Origin of the sequence: Lentzea sp. NPDC058436 (genome assembly GCF_042721515.1) — a bacterium.
Lineage (GTDB): Bacteria > Actinomycetota > Actinomycetes > Mycobacteriales > Pseudonocardiaceae > Lentzea.
The window spans coordinates 264,078-282,884 of the sequence record NZ_JBHXLF010000007.1; the positions used below are offsets into that span (position 1 = coordinate 264,078).

Annotated in this window: 17 protein-coding genes; 13 read left to right on the forward strand and 4 right to left on the reverse strand. The window is 68.6% G+C overall.

The features are described 5' to 3' along the window. The first annotated feature begins 83 nt into the window (after window positions 1–83). The 4 genes from ACFWN2_RS26385 to ACFWN2_RS26400 are packed head-to-tail and all read left to right on the forward strand — an operon-like array spanning window position 84 to window position 6,010. On the forward strand, window positions 84–671 hold the full coding sequence (locus tag ACFWN2_RS26385) for a TIR domain-containing protein (RefSeq protein WP_382431681.1): 588 nt from the start codon (window positions 84–86) through the stop codon (window positions 669–671). Between the two features lie 2 nt (window positions 672–673). Further along, window positions 674–2,290 carry a tyrosine-protein kinase family protein gene (locus ACFWN2_RS26390; protein WP_382431683.1) on the forward strand — a complete coding sequence of 539 codons (1,617 nt, stop codon included), beginning with the start codon at window positions 674–676 and terminating at the stop codon, window positions 2,288–2,290. Window positions 2,291–2,303: 13 nt separating this feature from the next. Continuing rightward, window positions 2,304–2,909, forward strand: coding sequence for a hypothetical protein (locus tag ACFWN2_RS26395; protein WP_382431786.1), 606 nt, complete (start codon window positions 2,304–2,306; stop codon window positions 2,907–2,909). Then, window positions 2,906–6,010, forward strand: a complete 3,105-nt coding sequence (locus ACFWN2_RS26400) for an ATP-binding protein (RefSeq protein WP_382431685.1) — start codon at window positions 2,906–2,908, stop codon at window positions 6,008–6,010. The genes ACFWN2_RS26395 and ACFWN2_RS26400 overlap by 4 nt, the downstream gene beginning before the upstream one ends. Before the next feature lie 44 nt (window positions 6,011–6,054). Here the strand turns inward: ACFWN2_RS26400 and ACFWN2_RS26405 are convergent, their stop codons facing one another. Further along, window positions 6,055–6,699, reverse strand: coding sequence for a hypothetical protein (locus ACFWN2_RS26405; protein ID WP_382431687.1), 645 nt, complete (start codon window positions 6,697–6,699; stop codon window positions 6,055–6,057). Window positions 6,700–6,916: 217 nt separating this feature from the next. Between ACFWN2_RS26405 and ACFWN2_RS26410 the strand changes: the two genes are divergently transcribed. Next, on the forward strand, window positions 6,917–7,093 hold the full coding sequence (locus ACFWN2_RS26410; protein WP_382431689.1) for a hypothetical protein: 177 nt from the start codon (window positions 6,917–6,919) through the stop codon (window positions 7,091–7,093). A gap of 93 nt (window positions 7,094–7,186) precedes the next feature. Next, window positions 7,187–8,278, forward strand: coding sequence for an XRE family transcriptional regulator (locus tag ACFWN2_RS26415; protein WP_382431691.1), 1,092 nt, complete (start codon window positions 7,187–7,189; stop codon window positions 8,276–8,278). Here ACFWN2_RS26415 and ACFWN2_RS26420 read toward each other — a convergent pair. Continuing rightward, the gene (locus ACFWN2_RS26420; protein WP_382431693.1) at window positions 8,269–11,157 is read right to left on the reverse strand and encodes a tetratricopeptide repeat protein; all 2,889 of its coding nucleotides are present in this window, start codon (window positions 11,155–11,157) and stop codon (window positions 8,269–8,271) included. The genes ACFWN2_RS26415 and ACFWN2_RS26420 overlap by 10 nt on opposite strands. A 122-nt stretch (window positions 11,158–11,279) precedes the next feature. Between ACFWN2_RS26420 and ACFWN2_RS26425 the strand changes: the two genes are divergently transcribed. Further along, the gene (locus ACFWN2_RS26425) at window positions 11,280–11,852 is read left to right on the forward strand and encodes a hypothetical protein (RefSeq protein ID WP_382431695.1); all 573 of its coding nucleotides are present in this window, start codon (window positions 11,280–11,282) and stop codon (window positions 11,850–11,852) included. Between the two features lie 87 nt (window positions 11,853–11,939). Then, window positions 11,940–12,875, forward strand: a complete 936-nt coding sequence (locus ACFWN2_RS26430; RefSeq protein WP_382431697.1) for a hypothetical protein — start codon at window positions 11,940–11,942, stop codon at window positions 12,873–12,875. Here ACFWN2_RS26430 and ACFWN2_RS26435 read toward each other — a convergent pair. After that, window positions 12,870–13,271: a PPOX class F420-dependent oxidoreductase gene (locus ACFWN2_RS26435; RefSeq protein WP_382431699.1), complete on the reverse strand. Its 402-nt coding sequence runs from the start codon at window positions 13,269–13,271 to the stop codon at window positions 12,870–12,872. The genes ACFWN2_RS26430 and ACFWN2_RS26435 overlap by 6 nt on opposite strands. Before the next feature lie 66 nt (window positions 13,272–13,337). On the opposite strand from ACFWN2_RS26435, the gene ACFWN2_RS26440 reads away from it, so the two are divergent. The 5 genes from ACFWN2_RS26440 (at window position 13,338) to ACFWN2_RS26460 (ending at window position 17,584) form a co-directional block, all read left to right on the forward strand. Next, entirely contained in the window at window positions 13,338–13,655 is a 318-nt protein-coding gene (locus ACFWN2_RS26440) for a hypothetical protein (RefSeq protein WP_382431701.1), read from the forward strand. A gap of 89 nt (window positions 13,656–13,744) precedes the next feature. Further along, window positions 13,745–14,866 carry an ABC transporter substrate-binding protein gene (locus tag ACFWN2_RS26445; RefSeq protein WP_382431703.1) on the forward strand — a complete coding sequence of 374 codons (1,122 nt, stop codon included), beginning with the start codon at window positions 13,745–13,747 and terminating at the stop codon, window positions 14,864–14,866. Further along, on the forward strand, window positions 14,863–15,780 hold the full coding sequence (locus ACFWN2_RS26450) for an ABC transporter permease (RefSeq protein ID WP_382431705.1): 918 nt from the start codon (window positions 14,863–14,865) through the stop codon (window positions 15,778–15,780). Before ACFWN2_RS26445 ends, ACFWN2_RS26450 begins: the two co-directional genes overlap by 4 nt. Next, window positions 15,768–16,550, forward strand: a complete 783-nt coding sequence (locus tag ACFWN2_RS26455) for an ABC transporter permease (protein ID WP_382431707.1) — start codon at window positions 15,768–15,770, stop codon at window positions 16,548–16,550. The genes ACFWN2_RS26450 and ACFWN2_RS26455 overlap by 13 nt, the downstream gene beginning before the upstream one ends. A gap of 2 nt (window positions 16,551–16,552) precedes the next feature. Continuing rightward, window positions 16,553–17,584: an ABC transporter ATP-binding protein gene (locus ACFWN2_RS26460; RefSeq protein WP_382431709.1), complete on the forward strand. Its 1,032-nt coding sequence runs from the start codon at window positions 16,553–16,555 to the stop codon at window positions 17,582–17,584. On the opposite strand, the gene ACFWN2_RS26465 is transcribed toward ACFWN2_RS26460, so the two are convergent. Then, on the reverse strand, window positions 17,565–18,803 hold the full coding sequence (locus ACFWN2_RS26465) for an RNA-guided endonuclease InsQ/TnpB family protein (protein ID WP_382431711.1): 1,239 nt from the start codon (window positions 18,801–18,803) through the stop codon (window positions 17,565–17,567). The genes ACFWN2_RS26460 and ACFWN2_RS26465 overlap by 20 nt on opposite strands. Window positions 18,804–18,807: the final 4 nt, after the last annotated feature.

Genomic DNA, 18,807 nt, shown 5'->3' on the forward strand with positions numbered 1-18,807 from the left:
GTCCAATTATTGGTCGGAACGACTGAAGATGCCCACTTTTTTGTCTTTTATCGAACGGGGTGGCGCACCTACCGTTGTGCGCTGTGTCCTACAAGTACGATTTCTTCATCAGTTACTGCCGATACGGCAGTGTGCAGAGATGGCTGATCAACCACTTCCTGAACAAGCTCAAGGAATGTCTGGCTGATCAGTACGCGCCGACTCCGACGGTGTACGTCGACCGCACGATGGAGCGGGCCGTGCACTGGCCGTCGAACCTGCAGGACTCCCTGCGGCGCAGCAAGATCATGATCCAGCTCCTGACGCCGCAGTACTACGAGTCGCGCTGGTGCATGGCCGAGCAGAGGAGCATGCGGGCCAGGGAGGAGATGCTCGGTTTCGCGGGCACCGAGGTCTCCCAGGGGTTGATCTACCCGATCCTCTACTCCGACTCCGAGAACTTTCCTCCGGGGGAGGCGGAAAGGGCGTGGGTCGATTTCAAGGACATCGCGCACCCGGACCCGGTCTATCAGCAGAGCAAGAAATACCTTCGATTCCACACGAGGGTGAACGATCTCGCGGCTGATCTCGTCCGGCTGGCCAAGCAGGCGCCCCCGTGGCAGCCGGACTGGCCCGACGTCGACACCCCGGAACCCCCACTCCTGCCGCCGCCCCAGATACCGAGGTTCTGACCATGGCCGGGACCGTCATCACCTTCTACTCCTACAAAGGCGGCGTCGGGCGCAGTTTCACCATGGCCAACATCGCCGTGTTGCTCGCGCGCTGGGGTTATCGCGTTCTCACGATCGACTGGGACCTGGAAGCCCCTGGACTGCACCACTACTTCGCGCCGGTGCTGCCGGAAGCGCCGAAAGGCGGTGTGATCGACCTCGCGCACGATTTCCTCGCTGGCGCTGACGAACCCGCCGCTCATGTCCTGAAGCTCGAAGTCGGAGGTAACGGCACGCTGGGGTTGCTGGCCGCGGGGAAGATGGACCGCTCCTACATGCGGCGCACGCAGGAGATCGACTGGGCGGAGCTGTACGAGAGAGGGTTCGCGAGCTTCCTCGAGAAGTGCCGCGCCCGGTGGACCGCCGACCACGACTTCGTGCTGATCGACAGCAGGACCGGCATCTCCGACATCGCGGGCATCTGCACGGCCCACCTGCCGGACCGCCTGGTCGTCGTCTTCACCGCGAACGACCAGAACCTCGACGACGTCGTGGACATCACCCGGCGCGCCGACGACGCGCGAGACCGGATGCCCTACGACCGGCCCCGGCACACCGTGCTCCCCGTCCTGTCCCGCCTGGACAACCGGGTCGAGTACGAGCGCGCGGACCAGTGGCAGCGCAAGTGCGCCAAGGTGGTCGCCCCGCTGTTCGAGAACTGGCTCGTCAAGAGCGTCCCCGAAGACCTGATGCTGCGGCACCTCACGGTCCCGTACGTCTCCTACTGGAGCTTCGGCGAGCAGCTGCCGGTGCTGGACGAGCTCGTTCCGTCCCCAGACCAGATCTCGTACGCGCTGGAGACCATCGCCGCGGTCGTCGCGCAGGGGTACGACCGGACCGACGTGCTGGAGGACAACCGCGACGCCTACGTGGCGGCGGCGCGCAACCACCACCGCGACTACGACCTCGACCTGCTGGTGTCCAGCCCCCGGACACTGCTGAAGGCCACCGAGGAGCTCATCACCGAACTGAACGCGCTCGGCGTGCGAGCGGGGCGCTCGGTGTCCGGCGACCCCGGGATCCTCGAGACGAACAGCGAGCCGGCCGAGCACCTGTGCCTCCTCGTGGACGAGGAGCCGAGCCGGTGGCAGATCACCGAGGCGGAGCGCTTCCTGCGGCACGCCATCGGGCCGGAGGGCGGCCAGCGGCAGCTGTTCTGCGTGCTGTCGGAGAACACGGACCAGGACCAGCTGCCGGGATTCCTGCGCAACCTGCGGCACCTGGAGCTCGGCCCGCGCCCGGAACTGGTCGCGCGGCAGCTCCAGGGCCTGATCCAGGGGACTGCTGCGCACGAACCGAATCATGAGGCGCTGGTGGCGGCCGCTACCGCGTTGCGCGGTCTGCCGGACGAGATGCCGTACGCCACCAGGTTCGCGCTGGTCCAGGAAACCGTCCACAGCATGACCGCGGCCCTCGACAGCGGCGCGGTGGACCTGCTGCTCGACCACTCGGCTGATCTCGCGCTGATCAGCAAGGCGCGTCGCGACGGCGCCCAGATTCCGATGCCACCGGGACTCCGAGCAGCGGTGGGAGAGCTGCTTGCCCGGATCGATCGACGACTCAACGCGTTCACCGACTGAGAGAGGCGGCGTGATGCCGGAGAAGTACGGGCCCAGCGCACGAGCGGCACTGCTGCGGTTGATGCTGGAGAACCGGGCGATACCGAACACGGAGATGGTGGCCGAGTTCAAGATCAGGCTTGAGCCCAAGGAACGGGACAGGCTCAACTCCGACGGGCTGCTGGAAACGTCGAAGGTGGCCAGGCGCTTGGTGCACGAGATCACCGTCAAGGGGCGGGACTGGTGCCGATCCGACCTGCGGACAGGTGGGGCTCCGGCGCGGTCGGGACCGCTGTCCCGGGTGCATGGCGACATCCTGCAGTTCGTGCTGCGGTTCCTCGACGAGCGAGGACTTCTGGGCGAGGTCTTCAGCGCGCGTGACCTGGAGTCGCTGATCCGGTCCGTCTACGAGGAACTGGCGGTCGAGCCGCAGGACTGGATCCGGCTCGCCCGCATCCGCCCCCGGCTGAACGGCGCGGCCAAGGGCGAGGTCGACGAGACGCTCGTGAAGATGATGAAGACCGGGACCGTCCACCTGGCGCCCGAGTCCAACACCAAGGTGCTCACCGCCGAGGACCACGCCTCGGCGTTGCGGGTCGGCAGTGAGGATCTGCACCTCGTGGCGATGGAGGAGTCGTGACCGCACAACTGCGGGAGGCGCTGGCGGCGTTGCGGTTCAACTCCGCCGAGACCCCCGACGACGTCTGGCGCACCTCACCATCCCATGTGGACGGTCTGCACACGCGGGCGGAGCACCGGATCCGAACGGCGATCGCGGATGCCAGGGACAGCACCGGGTCCAACCCCATCGGGCTGGTGCTGCAGGGGCGCAAGGGTGTTGGGAAGACGCACCTGCTCGGCACCGTGCGCAGCATGGTGCAGGAGGTCGGCGGGTACTTCTTCCTGATCGAGGTCAGCTCGGCGGCGATGTTCTGGGACGACGTCGCCGACGCCATGCGCAGTGAGCTGCTCAGGACGGACGACAGCGGTCAGCTCCAGCTCATCGTGCTGCTGCGGGAGCTGTGCCGTGGTGCGGATCTGCCGGAGAACGTCACCAAGGCCATCGTGCGCGAGGCGACGCTGATGCCCGAGCACCTGGACGCTCTCGTCGACGGGCTGCAGAAGGTCGACGCACGGATCGCCAGTGAGTGCGACGAGGTGATCCGCGCGCTGGTCCTGTACGCGTCCCGGCGGCACTCGGCGATCGGCCGGAACTACCTGGAGGGACTGGACGAGGAGAAGGGCGAGCGCGGCGAGTGGGGGTTGTCGGCCAAGACGAAGCCGGCACGCCAGGTGGTGCGGGACATCTCCAGGGTGCTTGCGATGACCGGACCGTGCGTGGTCGCGATCGACCAGTTGGACACCGTGGTCAACAAGACCCAGGACGCGATCGAGGACGAGATCGACCCGGAGGAGGCGCGGGAACTCGCGCTCATCTCGGACGGGTTGATGCAGCTGCGGGAGATCACGCGGCGGACGGTGACGATCGTCGCGTGCCTGCCCACCACATGGGTCAAGCTGCGCAAGGCGGCCAGCGACACCGTCGGGGACCGGTTCACGCTCACACCTGTGCTGGGCGCCATCAGTGATTCCGTGATCGGCAGGGCACTCGTCGAGAAGTGGCTGGGAGTGATCTACGAGGGCAAGGGGATCACTCCTCCTCACCCGACCTGGCCGGTCGCCTTGGAGGCGTTTGGCGCCGATTGGCAGATTCAGACACCGCGCACGTTGCTCAAGCGCGTTCACTCGCATGCGGAAGCGTGTTTGCACGGTGAGATCCGGGAGCTCAGGTCGTTCCAGGAGCCGGAGGAGGCTGCGCCCGCGCCGGTGGTCGTGGTCGCGCCGAAGGCAGGGCCCGTGCCGGATCACCTCGCCGAGTTCGACGCCAAGTTCGCGCGGTTGCGGGAGAAGGCCGGGCTCGCTGCCGCCGAGGTGCGGTCGCAGAACGAGGACGACGTGATGCCGGCGTTGTTGCTGGCGGGGCTGCGGTCGTGGGTCACCGAGATCGGCAACGACGACCTGGCCTGGTATCCCGAGCCCGAGGCGAAGGACAAGAGCCTGCACGCGAGTCTGCGGCACACCGTGGACGAGGAGCGGGACGTCGAGGAGCGCTGGGTCTTCCGGCTCATCGCCAGCAGTCACGGCAACAAGGTGCTGCGGAAGTTCCGCAACGCACGTGCGGCGGCCGAGGACGGGCGCGGCCGGCACCTCGTGCTGATCCGCAAGGGTTCCGACGGCTGGACCGGGGCGAAGACGAAGGGTGAGGTCGCGGAGTTCGTCAGCCGCGGCGGCAAGAGCGTTGACGTGTCGGATGACGACCTGCGCACGTTCATCGCGCTCAAGGAGATGTGGGCGTCGCAGTCGCACCAGTTGCTGGCGTGGCTGGTGGCGCGGAAACCGGCCAGCAGCAGCACGTTCCTGCGCAGGATCCTGCCTGATCCGGCGAGGGGCGGGAGTCGGCACCAGGAGACGCGTCCTCCGCCGGTGGCCGAGCAGGTGAAGCCCCAGTCCACGCCGGTCGTGCGGGACGGCGAGATCGTGCTCGGGATGGACGGGGAGATCCGGATCCAGCTGGAGTCGTTGCGCAAGCACGCGATCGTGTTCGCCGGGTCCGGTAGCGGGAAGACCGTGTTGCTGCGGCGGATCGTCGAAGAGTGTGCGCTGCAAGGGGTTTCGGCGATCGTGCTGGATCCCAACAACGACCTGGCGCGGCTCGGCGACGCGTGGCCCGAGCCGCCTGGGGACTGGTTGCCCGGTGATCGGGAGGCCGCTGCCGCGTACTTCGCCGGTACCGAGGTCGTCGTGTGGACGCCCGGGCGGGCCGGTGGGCGGCCGTTGAGCTTTCACCCGTTGCCCGACTTCGCCGAGGTTCGGGGGGACGAGGACGAGTTCGGTGCGGCCATCGAGGCTGCTGTGGCTCGGTTGTTGCCGCATGCGCGGATCGCCAACGGGACGAAGTTCGCTGTGCGTGGGCGGGCTGTGCTCAAGGAGGCGTTGAAGTACTACGCGCGCAAGGAAAGAAGGGATCTGAACGGGTTCGTGGACCTGTTGGCCGAGTTGCCGGACGGGGTGAGCGCCTTGTCCTCGGCCACTTCGACCGCCGCTGATCTGGCGGAGACGTTGAGGGCCGCGATGGTGAACGACCCGTTGCTCGCGGGGACCGGGGAGGCCACGGATCCCGGGGTGTTGTTCGAGCCCTCGCAGGGGAAGAAGGCTCGGGTGTCGGTGATCAGCTTCGTCGGGTTGCCGTCGGACGAGCAGCGGCAGGGGTTCATCAGCCAGTTGCAGCTGGAGGTGTTCGCCTGGATCAAGCGGAATCCCGCTGTGGACCGGCCGCTCGGTGGGCTGATGGTGATGGACGAGGCGCAGACGATCGCGCCTTCCGGGCAGGCGACGGCGAGTACGCAGACCACGATCCTGCTGGCGTCGCAGGCACGCAAGTACGGGCTCGGGCTGGTGCTCGCCACGCAGGCGCCCAAGGGCGTGCACAACCAGGTCACCGGCAACGCCACCACGCAGTTCTTCGGGCGGTTGAACAGTCCCGCGCAGATCGCGGCCGCCACGGAGATGGCGCGGGCCAAGGGGAGTTCGGTCGCGGACATCTCGCGGCTGGAGCGCGGGCAGTTCTACGTCACCGGTGACACGTTCGGGTTCCGGCGGATGCTGGCTCCGCTCTGCCTGAGTCACCACCCGCCCAGTCCGTTGCGGCTGGAGGAGGTCGTCGAGCGGGCCAGGCGATGAGAAAGGGCGGCGTCCCCGGAAGGGGGCGCCGCCCTTGTCGTCGTCTACGCGGTGGCGGTCAGCATGTCCTCGATCCGTTGCCACAGCGTGGAGAACAGCTCGGGGGAGTCGCCCACCACGACGAAGTTCACGATGTCGTCGTCGCGCACTTCGAGGGCGTAGACGGCGTCGTTCGCCCGTTCGACGCGCACCGCGACCGTGGTGCCGCCCAGGTGCAACGTGCCGGCGAGGCCGCGCCTGGCGAGTGCGGGCGGCGCGGCGGCGAACTGCTCTGCGAGGGTGCGCAGGGCCGACTGCTGGACGGGCGCCGGTTCGGGGGTCTCCGGTTCCGGCTGTTTGAGCGCCGCCGCCAGGTCGGCCACGGGGACGCGGTGGCGGCCCGCGGTCTCGGCCGCCTCGACGCGGGCGACGAGCGTGTCGACGAGGTGCTCGTCCGCTCGCAGGTACGCCACGTCCGACGACGTGGGCGGCTCGCCGGTCAGCACCGGCAGCACGTGCTCGTGGGCGTTCCCGATCTCGTCCACTGTGGACGCGAACGGCACGAGGAAGCGCACTTCCGCCTGGGGCAGGTCGTTGCTCTCCAACACGGTCAGGCCGCGCTGACGGCACGCCTCGACCACCTCTTCGACGACGGCGCGCTGCTCCTCGGCGAACGACACGGCGATGTCGTAGGTAGCGGATTCGGTCACTCCAACCTCCCTGATGACGACCGGCCGGCGGCCGGGTTCGCGCAGTGTCCACGGCCGGTGTCGACCAGAAGTGGATGAGGAGTGGACGTGTTGACCACCTCGGTGGGCAACGGGAAACACCTTTTTTATCGCTTTTCGAAGACGAATGCTCGAAGGGAGCCCGCAAGAAGCGGGCGAAATCCGGAAATCAATTCCGACTCCCTTCGGAGGATTCGCCATGTCCAAAATCGTGTCCACCTTCGTCGCCGGTGGCGCCACCCTGCTGACCGCTCTGGCCGTCGCCGCCTCCCTCTCCGGTGGTGTCGCGGCCAACGCGGACGACACCCCGCCGCCGCCTCCCACCACGACCACCACGGAGACCCAGGACGGCAACGGCAACCCGTGGCACGGATGACGTGACGCACCTTCGCCCCGGCCATTCGAAGAAATGGCCGGGGCGATTGCGGCGGAATGATGTTTTCGGCGGATGCAGGAGCAGGAGGAAATCGTGTCCGAGAGTGTTGGTGAGTCACTCCACCACGTCACCGCGGGAATTCCGGTCGAGTTGATCCGGTGGAACAGGAGCAGGCTGGTCGAGGTCGCCGTGCGCGGACCGTCCTCGCGCGACGTCAGGGGGCTGGGCCGGCGTCAGGTGCTGGTGGCCGGAGCGGTGCTCGGCGTCGGCGCGCTCACCGGTGGCCCGCGGCCGGTGGCGGACGAGGTGGTCGCCGGGATGCGGACTTCGTTCGAACGGTTGCGGGACAAGGGATTGCGTGCCAGTCCACAGGAGGTGCTCGAACCGCTGCGGGCGTTGCAGCGCACGGTGTACGGCCTGGCGCGGGAGACCTCCGGGCCGGTGGGCACCCGGCTCGTCCTGCTCGCCGCGCGCATCGCCGAGTACACCGGCTGGATGTGCCAGGAGGCGGGCGACGAGCAGGGCGCGCTGTGGTGGACCCGGCACGCGTCCGAACTCTCCCGTGCCGCGGGGGATCCGGACATCACCAGCCACGCGTTCGCGCGGGAGGCCGGTCTGGCGCTCTACCGCCGGGACGCGTCCGCCACGATCACCCTCGCGCGGCAGGCACAGCGGATCGGCCGGGCGGGCTCGCGCGTGCTCGCCCTGGCCGTGCGGCGCGAGGCGCAGGGCCACGCGCTCGCGGGCGACCGGGCCGCCGCGGAACGCGCGTTCGACCGCGCTGCCAACCAGATGCCGTCCGCAGTGCCGGACAGCCCGTACCCGGTGCTCGGGTCGAGCGTTCCCGATCCGCTGGAACTGGCCAGGGGCTGGGCGCTGTCCGACCTCGGGCTCCACACCGAGGCCGCGGCCGTGCTGGACGAGCAGCTCACGCTGGTGCCGGCGTCGTCGCGCCGCACCCTGGCCCGCTTCCGCACCCGGCGTTCACTCGCCCTCGCCCTGTCGGGTGAGGTCGACGAGAGCTGCCGCACGATCGCCCGAGCCCTGGACGACGTGGCGCACGTCGACTCGGCGACCGTGCGGACCGATCTGCGGCAGCTCTCCAGAACCCTCGGCCGATGGCACAACCACGGTGCCGTGCGCGAGGTCTACCCGGATCTGCGACGACAGCTCACTCACCGCTGACCGCACACGCACGTCAGCGCTGCCCGTTCCCGCCGCACCTCCTCGGCCTCCGGCTGGTCGAGCTCCAGGTACACGGCCTCCGCCGCGTCCCAGTGCGCCACGGCTTCCGCGTGCCTGTTCATGGCGTGCAACGTTCGTGCGGCACCGATCTGGCCGCGCGACTCCTGCCTGCGGTTGCCGGTGTCCTTGGCCCTGCCCAGCAACAACTGGAAGAGCCGCAGAGCCGCGCCGAGGTTGCCGCGGTCCAGTTCCGTGGCGGCCCGGTCGCGGACGAGGCTCGCCTGGAGCTCGACGTCGGCCAGCCCGCTTGCGGCTGTCTCCGCCAGGTCGTGGTGGTGCAGCGCCTCGGTGAACCTGCGTGCGAGCCGGTAACCGTCGGCGAGGTTGGTCAACGCGTAGGCGGCCACGCAGGAGTCACCGATCTCCTCCGCGATGTCGTGCGCCTCCAGGTGGTGGGGGATGGCCTCTTCGAGCATTCCGAGGTTCTGGAGGTTCGCGCCGAGGTTGTTCAGCGTGTGGGCGAGTCCCTGGCGGTGTCCGATCTGCCGCAGGGTCCTCACGGCGGCTTCGTTGTGCCCCACCGCGATGTCGTACCTGCCGTGCTGTTCGTGGATGTAACCCAGTGAGCTCAACGCGTGCGCCTGGCCGCGCAGGTCCTCGCACTGCTCGTACTTCGCCAGCGCGGCCTCGAAGTGCTTCACCGCCTCGTCGTGCCGGCCGAGCTGCATCTCGGAGACCGCGATCGCGGCCAGCGCCGCGGCCTCACCGGCCACGTCGCCGAGGCGGATCCAGTTCTCCAGTGCTTCTTCCGCGAGGAGGCGTCCCTCGTCGTGCCTGCCCAGCCGGTCGTTCGCGGTGGCGAGACGGGACAGCACGTGCGCACGGCCGTGGTCGTCCTCCGGACGCACGGAGCCGGCGGCGGCGATCCAGTCGTCGAACCGGTTCGCGGTGTTGAAGTACCGCCAGATCAACGAGGCGAGCCGCCACGCGCGGTCGGGGCCGGCCTGCGGGATCGCGGCGATCAGGTTGTCGCGCTCGGCGGTGAGCCACGTCAGCGCCTCGTCCTGGTCCTCGAACCGCAGGGCGCGCGGGCTTTCGCGGTCGACGGACGGCAGGGCGGTGCGGTCGAACGGGTACGCGACGGCCACGGCGTTCGCCAGGGTCACGAGGTAGAAGTCGAGCAGGCGCTCCAACGCCTCCGCGGAGCGAGGTTCGAGAGCGGCGAACTCCTTGACGGAGTCCAGCATCTGGTAGCGCTCCGGCGCGACCTCTTCGAGCAGGCACACCTCGTGCAGGTCGTGCAGCAGCGTGCGGGTGGCGGCGATGTCACGGCCCGCGAGCGCGGCGGCGCCGACGAGGTCGACGTCGGGTCCCGGCAGCTGCCCGAACAGCCGGAAGAGCTGCTGCTGGTGAGCGTCGAGCTGGCGGTAGGAGGCGTGGATCGCGGCACCGTCCTCCCGCCACGCCCCGCTGTCGTCGAGCTGGCCGAGCAGGTAGTCGAGCGACCACCTGTCGTGCTTGCGCAGCAACGCCGCCGCGACGGTGATCGACACGGGCATGTAGCCGCACCGCGCGACGAGTCCCGCGACGTCCGCCGCCCTCCCGCGCACGCGCGACGGGCCGGTGAGCCGCTGGAACAGCGCCGACGCGTCGTCCGCCGGCATCGGCGCCAGCCGCACGTGCTCGCTGATGTCCGGCTCGCCCATCTTGCGGCTCGTGACGATGGCGAAGCAGTCGCGGTTCTCCGGCAGCAACGGCCGGATCTGCTCGGGCGACTCCGCGTTGTCCAGCACGACCAGCGTTCTCGTGCCGTAGAGGTGGGTTTGGTAGAGCGTCGCCTTGCGGCCCACCGTGTCGGGGATCTGCTCCGCGGGCACGCCCAGGTCGGTGAGCAGCTGGTTCAACGCGTCGGAGACCGACATCGGTGCCACGTTCGGTGTGAAACCGTTGAGGCGCACCAGGAGCTGGCCGTCGGGGAACCGGTGGCGCAGGCGGTGCGCGGCTTCGACGGCCAGGCTCGACTTGCCGACGCCGGGCGGGCCGCTGATCCACACGGCGCGCCGTTCGTCCGAACCGGACGCGGTCGCGGCGATCACGTCCAGCTCGCCCGACCTGCCGGTGAACGCGCCGGGACGCGAGGGCAGCGAGCTGACCGGTTCACCGCGCCGGGCGCGTTCCACCAGGTTGCGCAGCACCGTTCCCGGTTCCATGCCGAACTCGGCGAGCGCGCTGCAGGCGGCGTCGAAGACCCGGATCGCGCCCACTCCGTCGCCGTCGGCGATCAGGGCCCGCATGAGGAGCTCGGCGTACTTCTGGTGGTCGGGGGAGGAGCGGACCGCGCGGCGCATCCGGTCGCGCGCCGAGCGGTGGTCGCCCGTGACGAGCTCCAGTTCGGCCAGGTCACCGAGCGCGTCGTGGTAGCTCTCCGCCGGGATGAACACCTCGGCGCCACCGACCCTGTCGATGTCGATGTCCTCCAGGAAGCGGCCGCGCCACAACGCCACCGCCTCGCGCAGCAGGTCGATCGCGCGGCGCTGGTCGTTCTCCTGCTGGGCCAGCGCGGCCAGGGCGCGCAGCCGGTCGAACCGGATCGAGTCGATCTGGTCCTCGTCGACGCGCAGCACGTACCCGGTGGGCGTCCGCTCGATCTCCGCGTCGGAGCCGTCGAACGACTTGCGCAGCTTGTTGATGTAGCCGCGCACGAGCGTCCGGCGTTCCGGATTGCCCGGCCACACGATCTCGGTGATGCGTTCGGGTGACACGGGTTTGTTCGCGTTGAACAGGAGTACGACGAGGATGAAGCGTTGTTGCTGGTCCCCCAACGGTACGGCGGTGTGGTCGTGCCACGCCTCCAGCGGTCCCAGCATCCGAAATTCCACGCGCCGCCTCCTGGTCTGAAGCTTCCGTCTTGGGGGGAATGTCGCGCAATAGTCCGTCTGCGTGTCACCGAATCAGCTTTTTGTCCACGTTTGATCAACGCGATCCGGTAACGGTGCACGTCATGGACCCTGATGTGTTGCCGTGCTACGTGGTGTGCGACGTGTCCTTCTCGATGGCCGGCCACATCGACGAGGTCAACGCCGGGATGCGCGAGTTCCGCGGCGTGGTGCACGCGGAACGGGGCTCAGGCGCCCAGATCCGCCTCTGCGTGGTCGTTTTCGCGGACCGGCCGCTGGTGGTGCGGCCATTGGCGCCCGCGCTCGATCCGGTCGAGGTGATTCGCCCCCGCCAGGAATCGGGCTCCGATTTCGGTTCCGCTTTCCGTCTGCTGCGCGGCGTCATCGAGCGCGACGTGCGGAGTTTGAAGGAACAGCGGATGCGGGTGCGCCGGCCGGTGCTGTTCTTCGTCTCGGACGGCAGGGCCACCGACCCGGCCTGGCCCGCCGCGCTGGAACGCCTCAACGCCACGACCTCGTGCCCGGAGATGATCGCGTTCGGGCTGGGGGCCGTCGACCAGCGCGCGCTCGACCGCATCGGCAGCTCGCGGGTCTTCCTCGGTGGCGACGGCGTCCGGCTGGGCATAGCACTCGCCTCGTCGGTGGCACGGACGGTGCTGCGACCGGACCACGTGTGACCGATCCACGGTGTGTCCACTTCTCGTCCACACTCCCGACGGAACCTGCTTCCGCCGCACGTGAACGAGCACGGTGAGGAGAGCGGGATGACGACGTCGAGCCTGGTCCAGGAGCTGAAGACCCTGCGGAAGGGACGGGGGGTGCACGCGGGACGGATCGTGGACAAGATCGGCCCCGCGCTGGCCGCGGCGTGCGGGATCACGAGCGCCGACGGCCTCGTCACCGCGAAGCAGAAGCTGGTCACCAGGCTGACCGAGCTGGTCGAGCAGCTCCCGGAGGACCTGCACCTCGCGGCGCGGGTGGCGTTCGGGCTGATCTCCGACGTCCGGCACCCGCTCTACCAGGAGCGGGTCGCCTGGCTGGCGGCGACGATCGACCGCGACGCCCGCACCGTGCGCCGCCGGGTCGACGAGGCGGTGGAGCAGCTGGCCGACCTCGCCGCGACCACCACGCGCCGCGACGCCGGCGGCTGGCACACCGCGGAGCTGGCCGTGTCGGTGACGCTCGACCAGGAGCAGCCGGAGGTGCTGGAGCGCTACCAGGTCGTCGCGAACCAGGACGGCGTGGTCTCGTTCGACTTCGCCGCCGCGTTCCCCGTGCACCGCCGCGACGTGGACGCGCACCTGCTCTACGGCGGCACGCTGCAGGACCGGGGCAACCTGGACCGGCCCGGCTTCCGGCTGGTACCGGCCGAGCCGCTGGTGCGCGGCGACACGCTCGACTTCGCGGTCCGCTACCGCATCTCGCACCGCGACGCCATGCGGCCGTGCGTGCTGCACGTGCCCGAACGGCCGTGCGAGGTGTTCGACCTGCGCGTGCGGTTCGAGCACGACCGCAAGCGGTTCGTGCGGGCGTTCGACGGGGTCATGGTGCAGCGGTCCGAGACCGAGCCGAGCGGGATGCCGCAGCCCGTGGACCGGGCGGGGGAGGTCCACCTGCGGTTCCGGCGGCTGCTGCCGGGGCTGCTGTACGGGGTGCGGTGGGGTGGCGCGGCGGCCTGCTCGGTGCGCCGGGCGTCATGAGCGGCGGGGCTCGTACCAGGTCTCGCCCACCGGTTCCCCTGCCATGTTCCACGCCCAGACCCTCGCGGGCGTGATCCGGCAGTAGACACCGGGGCCGACCAGTCCTGTGCGTTCGACCGGGTCGTCCGCCGTGCCGTAGACGCGGACGGCCCTCGCTGTGAACGGGGTGAACGAGACCAGGTCGTCGACCACGAGCGAGACCTTGCGGCGGCCGGCGGTGATGTTGCGGAACTTGCGGGTGTCCCTGACCTGGTCGCCGGCGCCGCCGACCCAGAGGTGGGTGCCGTCGAACTCGAAGGCGAGCGGTACCACGTCCGGCTGGCCGTCCTCGTTGACCGTGGCGAGGCGGCAGAGGGGCTGTTCGCGCAGGTAGGCGATCTCTTCGTCGGTGAACATGCCGTCCATACGAACAGGGGCGCGCGTTTTCGACCAGATGCGTTCGCTCGGGGAGGCGGTCACCAATTGAGACGTCCCGAGGATGGCGGCGGCAATGAGCTCGTGTGGATCATGACGTGGCTGTATCGGGCGAACACCGCGATTGAAGCGTCTCCGGCCTGCCGTCGCACAAGGCGGCCGAAGTACCCGGCCGTGGCGCGCTACGCCTACGAACGCCCCCTGGTCTGGTTCGACGACGACTTCGGGCTGCACCCCGCGCGCCGGGACGCGTTCGTCCACAAGCGACGGCACCTGACCACCGCACTGATCCACGTCGATCCCGCCACCGGGATCGGGGCGCATCACCTGGACGAAGCTCGGAAAGCATTCAGCCGCAACCCGTAGTGCGCCAAGAATTCACGGTTGGAGTCGAGAAGGTCTCAACCGGCGCGGCTGGCTTGACAACGAAAGCATCCCGAGCCAATCCTCCGCTGGTGCTGAAGCGAGGGAACGTCACCACGAAGATGATTGGTGTCGGCGCGTTGGTGCTGGCGATGGCCGCTTGTGGCGCCCCGCCCGCCAAGGAGACGCCGGCCGGTGCCGCCGGGACCGCGAAGTCCGCGAGCGAGTTCGGCGGCATGGACAAGCTGGTCGAGGCAGCCAAGAAGGAGGGCAAGCTCAACGTCATCGCGCTGCCCCCGGACTGGGCCAACTACGGCGAGATCATCAAGGCCTTCGAGGCCAAGTACGGCATCAAGGTCGACTCCGCGCAGCCCGACGCGAGCAGCCAGGAGGAGATCAACGCCGCCAAGCAGCTCAAGGGCAACGACCGCGCGCCCGACGTGTTCGACCTCGGGCTCAACGTGGCGCTCGCCAACAAGGACCTGTTCGCCCCCTACAAGGTCAGCACCTGGGACGACATCGCCGCAGAGCTCAAGGACGCGGACGGCGCGTACTACGGTGACTACGGCGGCTTCATGTCGATCGGCTACGACGCCGCGAAGGTGCCGGCGCCGACGAGCGTGAAGGACCTGCTCAAGCCCGAGTACAAGGGCAAGGTCGCGCTGAACGGCGACCCGACGCAGGCCGGTGCCGCGTTCTCCGGTGTCGTGATGGCGGCGCTGGGCAACGGTGGTTCCGCCGACGACATCGCGCCCGGTGTCGAGTTCTTCAAGCAGCTCAAGGCAGCCGGCAACTTCCAGCCGGTCGACCCGTCGCCCGCGACGATCGAGTCCGGCCAGACGCCGGTCGTCATCGACTGGGACTACACCAACGCCGCCCAGACCGACAAGCTCAAGGGCAAGCTCGACTGGAAGGTCGTCGTCCCGGCCGAGGCCCAGATCGGCGGCTACTACAACCAGGCCATCAGCAAGGACGCGCCGCACCCCGCGGCCGCGCGCCTGTGGCAGGAGTTCCTCTACTCCGACGAGGGCCAGAACCTCTACCTGAAGGGCATGTCCCGCCCGGTGCGCCTGGACAAGATGGGTGACAAGGCGGACAAGGCGGCGAAGGAGAAGCTGCCGAAGACCGACGGCAAGCAGGTGTTCCAGACGCAGGCCCAGGCCGACAAGGCCAAGGCCGTCCTGACCGCGACCTGGGCCCAGGCCATCGGATGACCGCGGTCGCTCCCGTAGCGACGACGCCCGGCGGCTCCACCCCGAAGAAGGGTGGGGCCGCCGGTCGGCCATCTGCGGCCGCCTGGCTCGTCGCGGTGCCGTTCCTGGCGTTCGTCGGCACCTTCCTCGTCTACCCCACGGTGCTCGTGCTGTTCGGTGCCTTCCAGGACTCGAACGGCGCCTTCACGCTCGACAACCTCACGACGTTGTTCACGGGTGTCGTCTTCGACGCGTTCGTGCGCAGCATCGAGCTCTCCGCGCTCACGGCCGTCATCGGCGCGATCTTCGGCGCGCTGCTCACGTGGGCGATCGCGGTCGGCAACCCCGACGGGATGCTGCGCCGGGTCGTCGTCGCGGGCAGCGGTGTGCTCGCCCAGTTCGGTGGCGTGCCGCTGGCGTTCGCGTTCCTCGCCACGGTCGGCTTCGAAGGTCTTGTCACCAAGTTCCTGCGTGACAACGTTGGCATCGACCTGTTCGCCGGCAGCGCGTGGCTGTTCGACCTGCCCGGCCTGACGCTCGTCTACACGTTCTTCCAGATCCCGCTGATGGTCATCGTGTTCCTGCCCGCACTGGACGGTCTGCGTCCGCAGTGGCGTGAGGCGAACGCGTCGCTGGGCGGCACGAGCTGGACCTACTGGCGCCACGTCGGCGGCCCGATCCTGACACCGCCGTTCCTCGGCGCGCTGCTCCTGTTGTTCGCCAACGCCTTCAGCGCGTACGCCACGGCCGCCGCCCTCGTCTCGCAGGGCAGCCCGATCGTGCCGCTGCAGATCCGCGGGTTCCTCACCGGCGAGGTCGTGCTGGGCCAGGAGAACCTCGGCAAGGCGCTCGGCCTCGGCATGGTGATCGTGGTCAGCATCGCGATGGGCGTGAACGTGCTGCTGCAGAAGAGGGTGGCCAAGTGGGTTCGCTAGTGAAGCAGCGCGTCCTGCGCACGATCATCCTGCTGGTCCTGGGCGTCTACTTCGTCCTGCCGCTGATCGCGATGGCGGAGTTCTCCACGCGGGGCAGGGAAGGCACGCGCAGCCTGGAGTCGTGGACGTCCATCGTCGACGACGACGGCCTGATGGAAGCCCTCGTCAACTCGCTGCTGCTGTCGGTCACGTCCGCGGTGCTGATGCTGGTGCTGCTCGTGCCGACGATGGCGTGGATCCGGCTCAGGCTTCCCCAGCTGCAACGGCTCGTCGAGTTCCTGTGCCTGCTGCCGCTCGCGATCCCCGCGATCGTGCTCGTGGTCGGCATGGCGCCGTTGTACGCGTGGGTCAACTACTTCTTCGGCAACTCGGCGCTGACGCTGACGTTCGCGTACACGATCCTCGTGCTGCCGTTCGCCTACCGCGCGATCGACGCCGGCCTCACCGCCATCGACCTGAAGACGCTGGCCGAAGCGGCACGCAGCCTCGGCGCCTCGTGGGTCGCGGTGCTGTGGAAGATCGTCGTGCCGAACATCCGCGTGGCGCTGATCGGCGCTTCGCTGTTGAGCGTGGCCTTGGTGCTCGGCGAGTTCACCATCGCGTCGCTGCTCAACTTCGACACGCTCCAGGTGCAGGTCAACCTCCTCGGCAAGCGCAACGCGGGTGTGTCCATCGCGGTGTCGTTGCTGTGCCTGCTCTTCGCGTTCGTCCTTCTGTTCGCACTTTCTTATGTCGGCCAGCGGCGCCGTCAGACCGTGGTCGAGGAGTGAAGATGGGTCACCTGGAACTCAAGGGCCTGCGCAAGACGTTCGGCGACAACACCGCGCTGGACGGTCTTGACCTGGAACTGGCCGAGGGCGAACTGGTGTCGCTGCTCGGCCCGTCGGGCTGCGGCAAGACGACGGCGCTGCGCATCGTCGCGGGCTTCGAGACGTCCGACTCGGGCACGGTCACCGTGGGCGGCAAGGACATCACTCGCGTTCCCGCGAACAAGCGGGACATGGGCATGGTCTTCCAGGCCTACAGCCTCTTCCCGAACATGACCGCGGCGCAGAACGTCGCGTTCGGCCTGAAGATGCGCAAGGCCGACTCCAAGAAGGCCGGCGAACTGCTGGAGCTGGTCGGCCTCGCGCACCTGGGCGGCCGGTACCCGCACCAGATGTCGGGCGGGCAGCAGCAACGCATCGCGCTGGCACGGGCGTTGGCGATCCAGCCGCGCGTGCTGCTGCTGGACGAGCCGCTGTCCGCGCTGGACGCCAAGGTGCGCGTGAACCTGCGCGACGAGATCCGGCGCATCCAGACGGAGCTCGGCATGACGACGCTGTTCGTCACGCACGACCAGGAGGAGGCGCTCGCCGTCTCCGACCGCGTCGGCGTGATGTCGCACGGCCGTCTGGAGCAGCTCGACACCCCGTCCGTCGTCTACCGCGAGCCGAAGACGGCGTTCGTGGCGCAGTTCGTCGGCGTCACGAACTCGGTCGAGGCCAAGGCCGAGGGCCAGACGGTGGTGGTGAACGGCGTGACCCTGCCGGTGGGGCACGACCAGCCGTCCGGCAGCGACGTCCGCCTGATCGTGCGTCCGGAGGACATCGGTGTCTCCGCGCACGACGGCGAGTCCGGTGGCAAGATCGTGGGCGACGTGCTGACCCAGTCGTTCCTCGGGCCGGTCACGCGGATCTCGGTGAGGGTGGGGGAACAGGTGCTGCGGATCGACCAGCCCTCCAACACCGCCTCCGCGTACCAGCCGGGCACGCGGGTTGCGCTCGACCTCAGCGAGTCACGAATCATGGTGGTGCCGGGTTGACCTCTCCCACGTCGACGAGGGATTCCCGCGGCTCGCGCTGCGGGATTTCCTGTTTCGTCGCCGACCGCCCGCCCGGAGTGCACCGTTGAGGTCTCACGTCGGCTCCACAGGCCGTTACCGCCAGCCCGGCGGCCAGGATGTTGCGCGCCGCGTTCACGTCACGGTCGTGAACTGCCCCGCAGGAACATGTCCACGTGCGGACGTTCAACGGCATTTCCGCAGCGAGTGCGCCGCAGGCCGAACACAGCTTGGACGACGGGAACCAGCGATCGATCACGATCACGGTTCTGCCGTACCAGGCTGCTTTGTACTCCAGCATCTGCCGGAACTGCCGCCAGCCCGCATCGCTGATGGAGCGGGCGAGGCTGCGGTTACCGATCATGTTGGACACGGACAGGTCTTCGATCACGAGCGTTTGGTTCTCACGCACGAGCCGAGTCGTGATCTTGTGCAGATGATCGGTGCGACGGTCGGCGATCCGAGCGCACACGCGTCCCACCCTGATGCGTGCCTTCGCTCGGTTGGCACTGCCTTTCTGCTTACGGCACAGGGATCTCTGAGCCTTGGCTTGTGCGGATCGGTCCCGCCGTTCATGCCGCGGGTTGGCGAACTTCTCCCCGGTCGAGAGAACGAGCAGATGATCGAGTCCGATATCGATGCCGACCGCGGAATCGAGAAGGGGCAACGGCCCCACGCTCGAGTCGTCACACAGGAGAGACACGAACCAGCGTCCGGCCGAGTCCCGGGACACCGTCACGGTCGAGGGCATGGCTTCGGCCGGCAACGGCCGGGACCAGCGAACGTCCAGTGGCTCTGGCATCTTTGCGAGCGTCAGTACCCCGTTGCGCCAGCGAAATGCCGAACGCGTGTACTCCGCGCTGGCGTGGGACTTCTTGCGCGACTTGAAGCGGGGGTAGCGCGCACGCTTGGCGAAGAAACCGGAAAACGCCGCCTGCAGATGACGAAGCGACTGCTGCAGGGGCACCGACGACACCTCGTTGAGGAACGCCAGTTCGTCGGTCTGCTTCCAGGCGGTGAGCATCGCCGACGTGGCGTCGTAGCCAATCCGTTCCCGGCGTTCGTCCCACGCTTCCGTCCGAGCTCGCAAAGCGAGGTTGTAGACCTTGCGAACGCACCCGAACGTACGTGTCAGCTCTTCGGCCTGGGCATCGGTCGGGTAGAAGCGGTACTTGAACGCCCGCTTGACCACCCCGCTCATCTTC

Excerpts from the sequence above, each read along its gene's own strand:
- ACFWN2_RS26465 (WP_382431711.1), bottom strand. The coding sequence starts at position 18,803 with ATGAGCGGGGTGGTCAAGCGGGCGTTCAAGTACCGCTTCTACCCGACC.
- ACFWN2_RS26435 (WP_382431699.1), bottom strand. The coding sequence starts at position 13,271 with ATGTTCACCGACGAAGAGATCGCCTACCTGCGCGAACAGCCCCTCTGC.
- ACFWN2_RS26395 (WP_382431786.1), top strand. The coding sequence starts at position 2,304 with ATGCCGGAGAAGTACGGGCCCAGCGCACGAGCGGCACTGCTGCGGTTG.
- ACFWN2_RS26425 (WP_382431695.1), top strand. The coding sequence starts at position 11,280 with ATGGACCCTGATGTGTTGCCGTGCTACGTGGTGTGCGACGTGTCCTTC.
- ACFWN2_RS26390 (WP_382431683.1), top strand. The coding sequence starts at position 674 with ATGGCCGGGACCGTCATCACCTTCTACTCCTACAAAGGCGGCGTCGGG.
- ACFWN2_RS26410 (WP_382431689.1), top strand. The coding sequence starts at position 6,917 with ATGTCCAAAATCGTGTCCACCTTCGTCGCCGGTGGCGCCACCCTGCTG.
- ACFWN2_RS26450 (WP_382431705.1), top strand. The coding sequence starts at position 14,863 with ATGACCGCGGTCGCTCCCGTAGCGACGACGCCCGGCGGCTCCACCCCG.
- ACFWN2_RS26460 (WP_382431709.1), top strand. The coding sequence starts at position 16,553 with ATGGGTCACCTGGAACTCAAGGGCCTGCGCAAGACGTTCGGCGACAAC.
- ACFWN2_RS26430 (WP_382431697.1), top strand. The coding sequence starts at position 11,940 with ATGACGACGTCGAGCCTGGTCCAGGAGCTGAAGACCCTGCGGAAGGGA.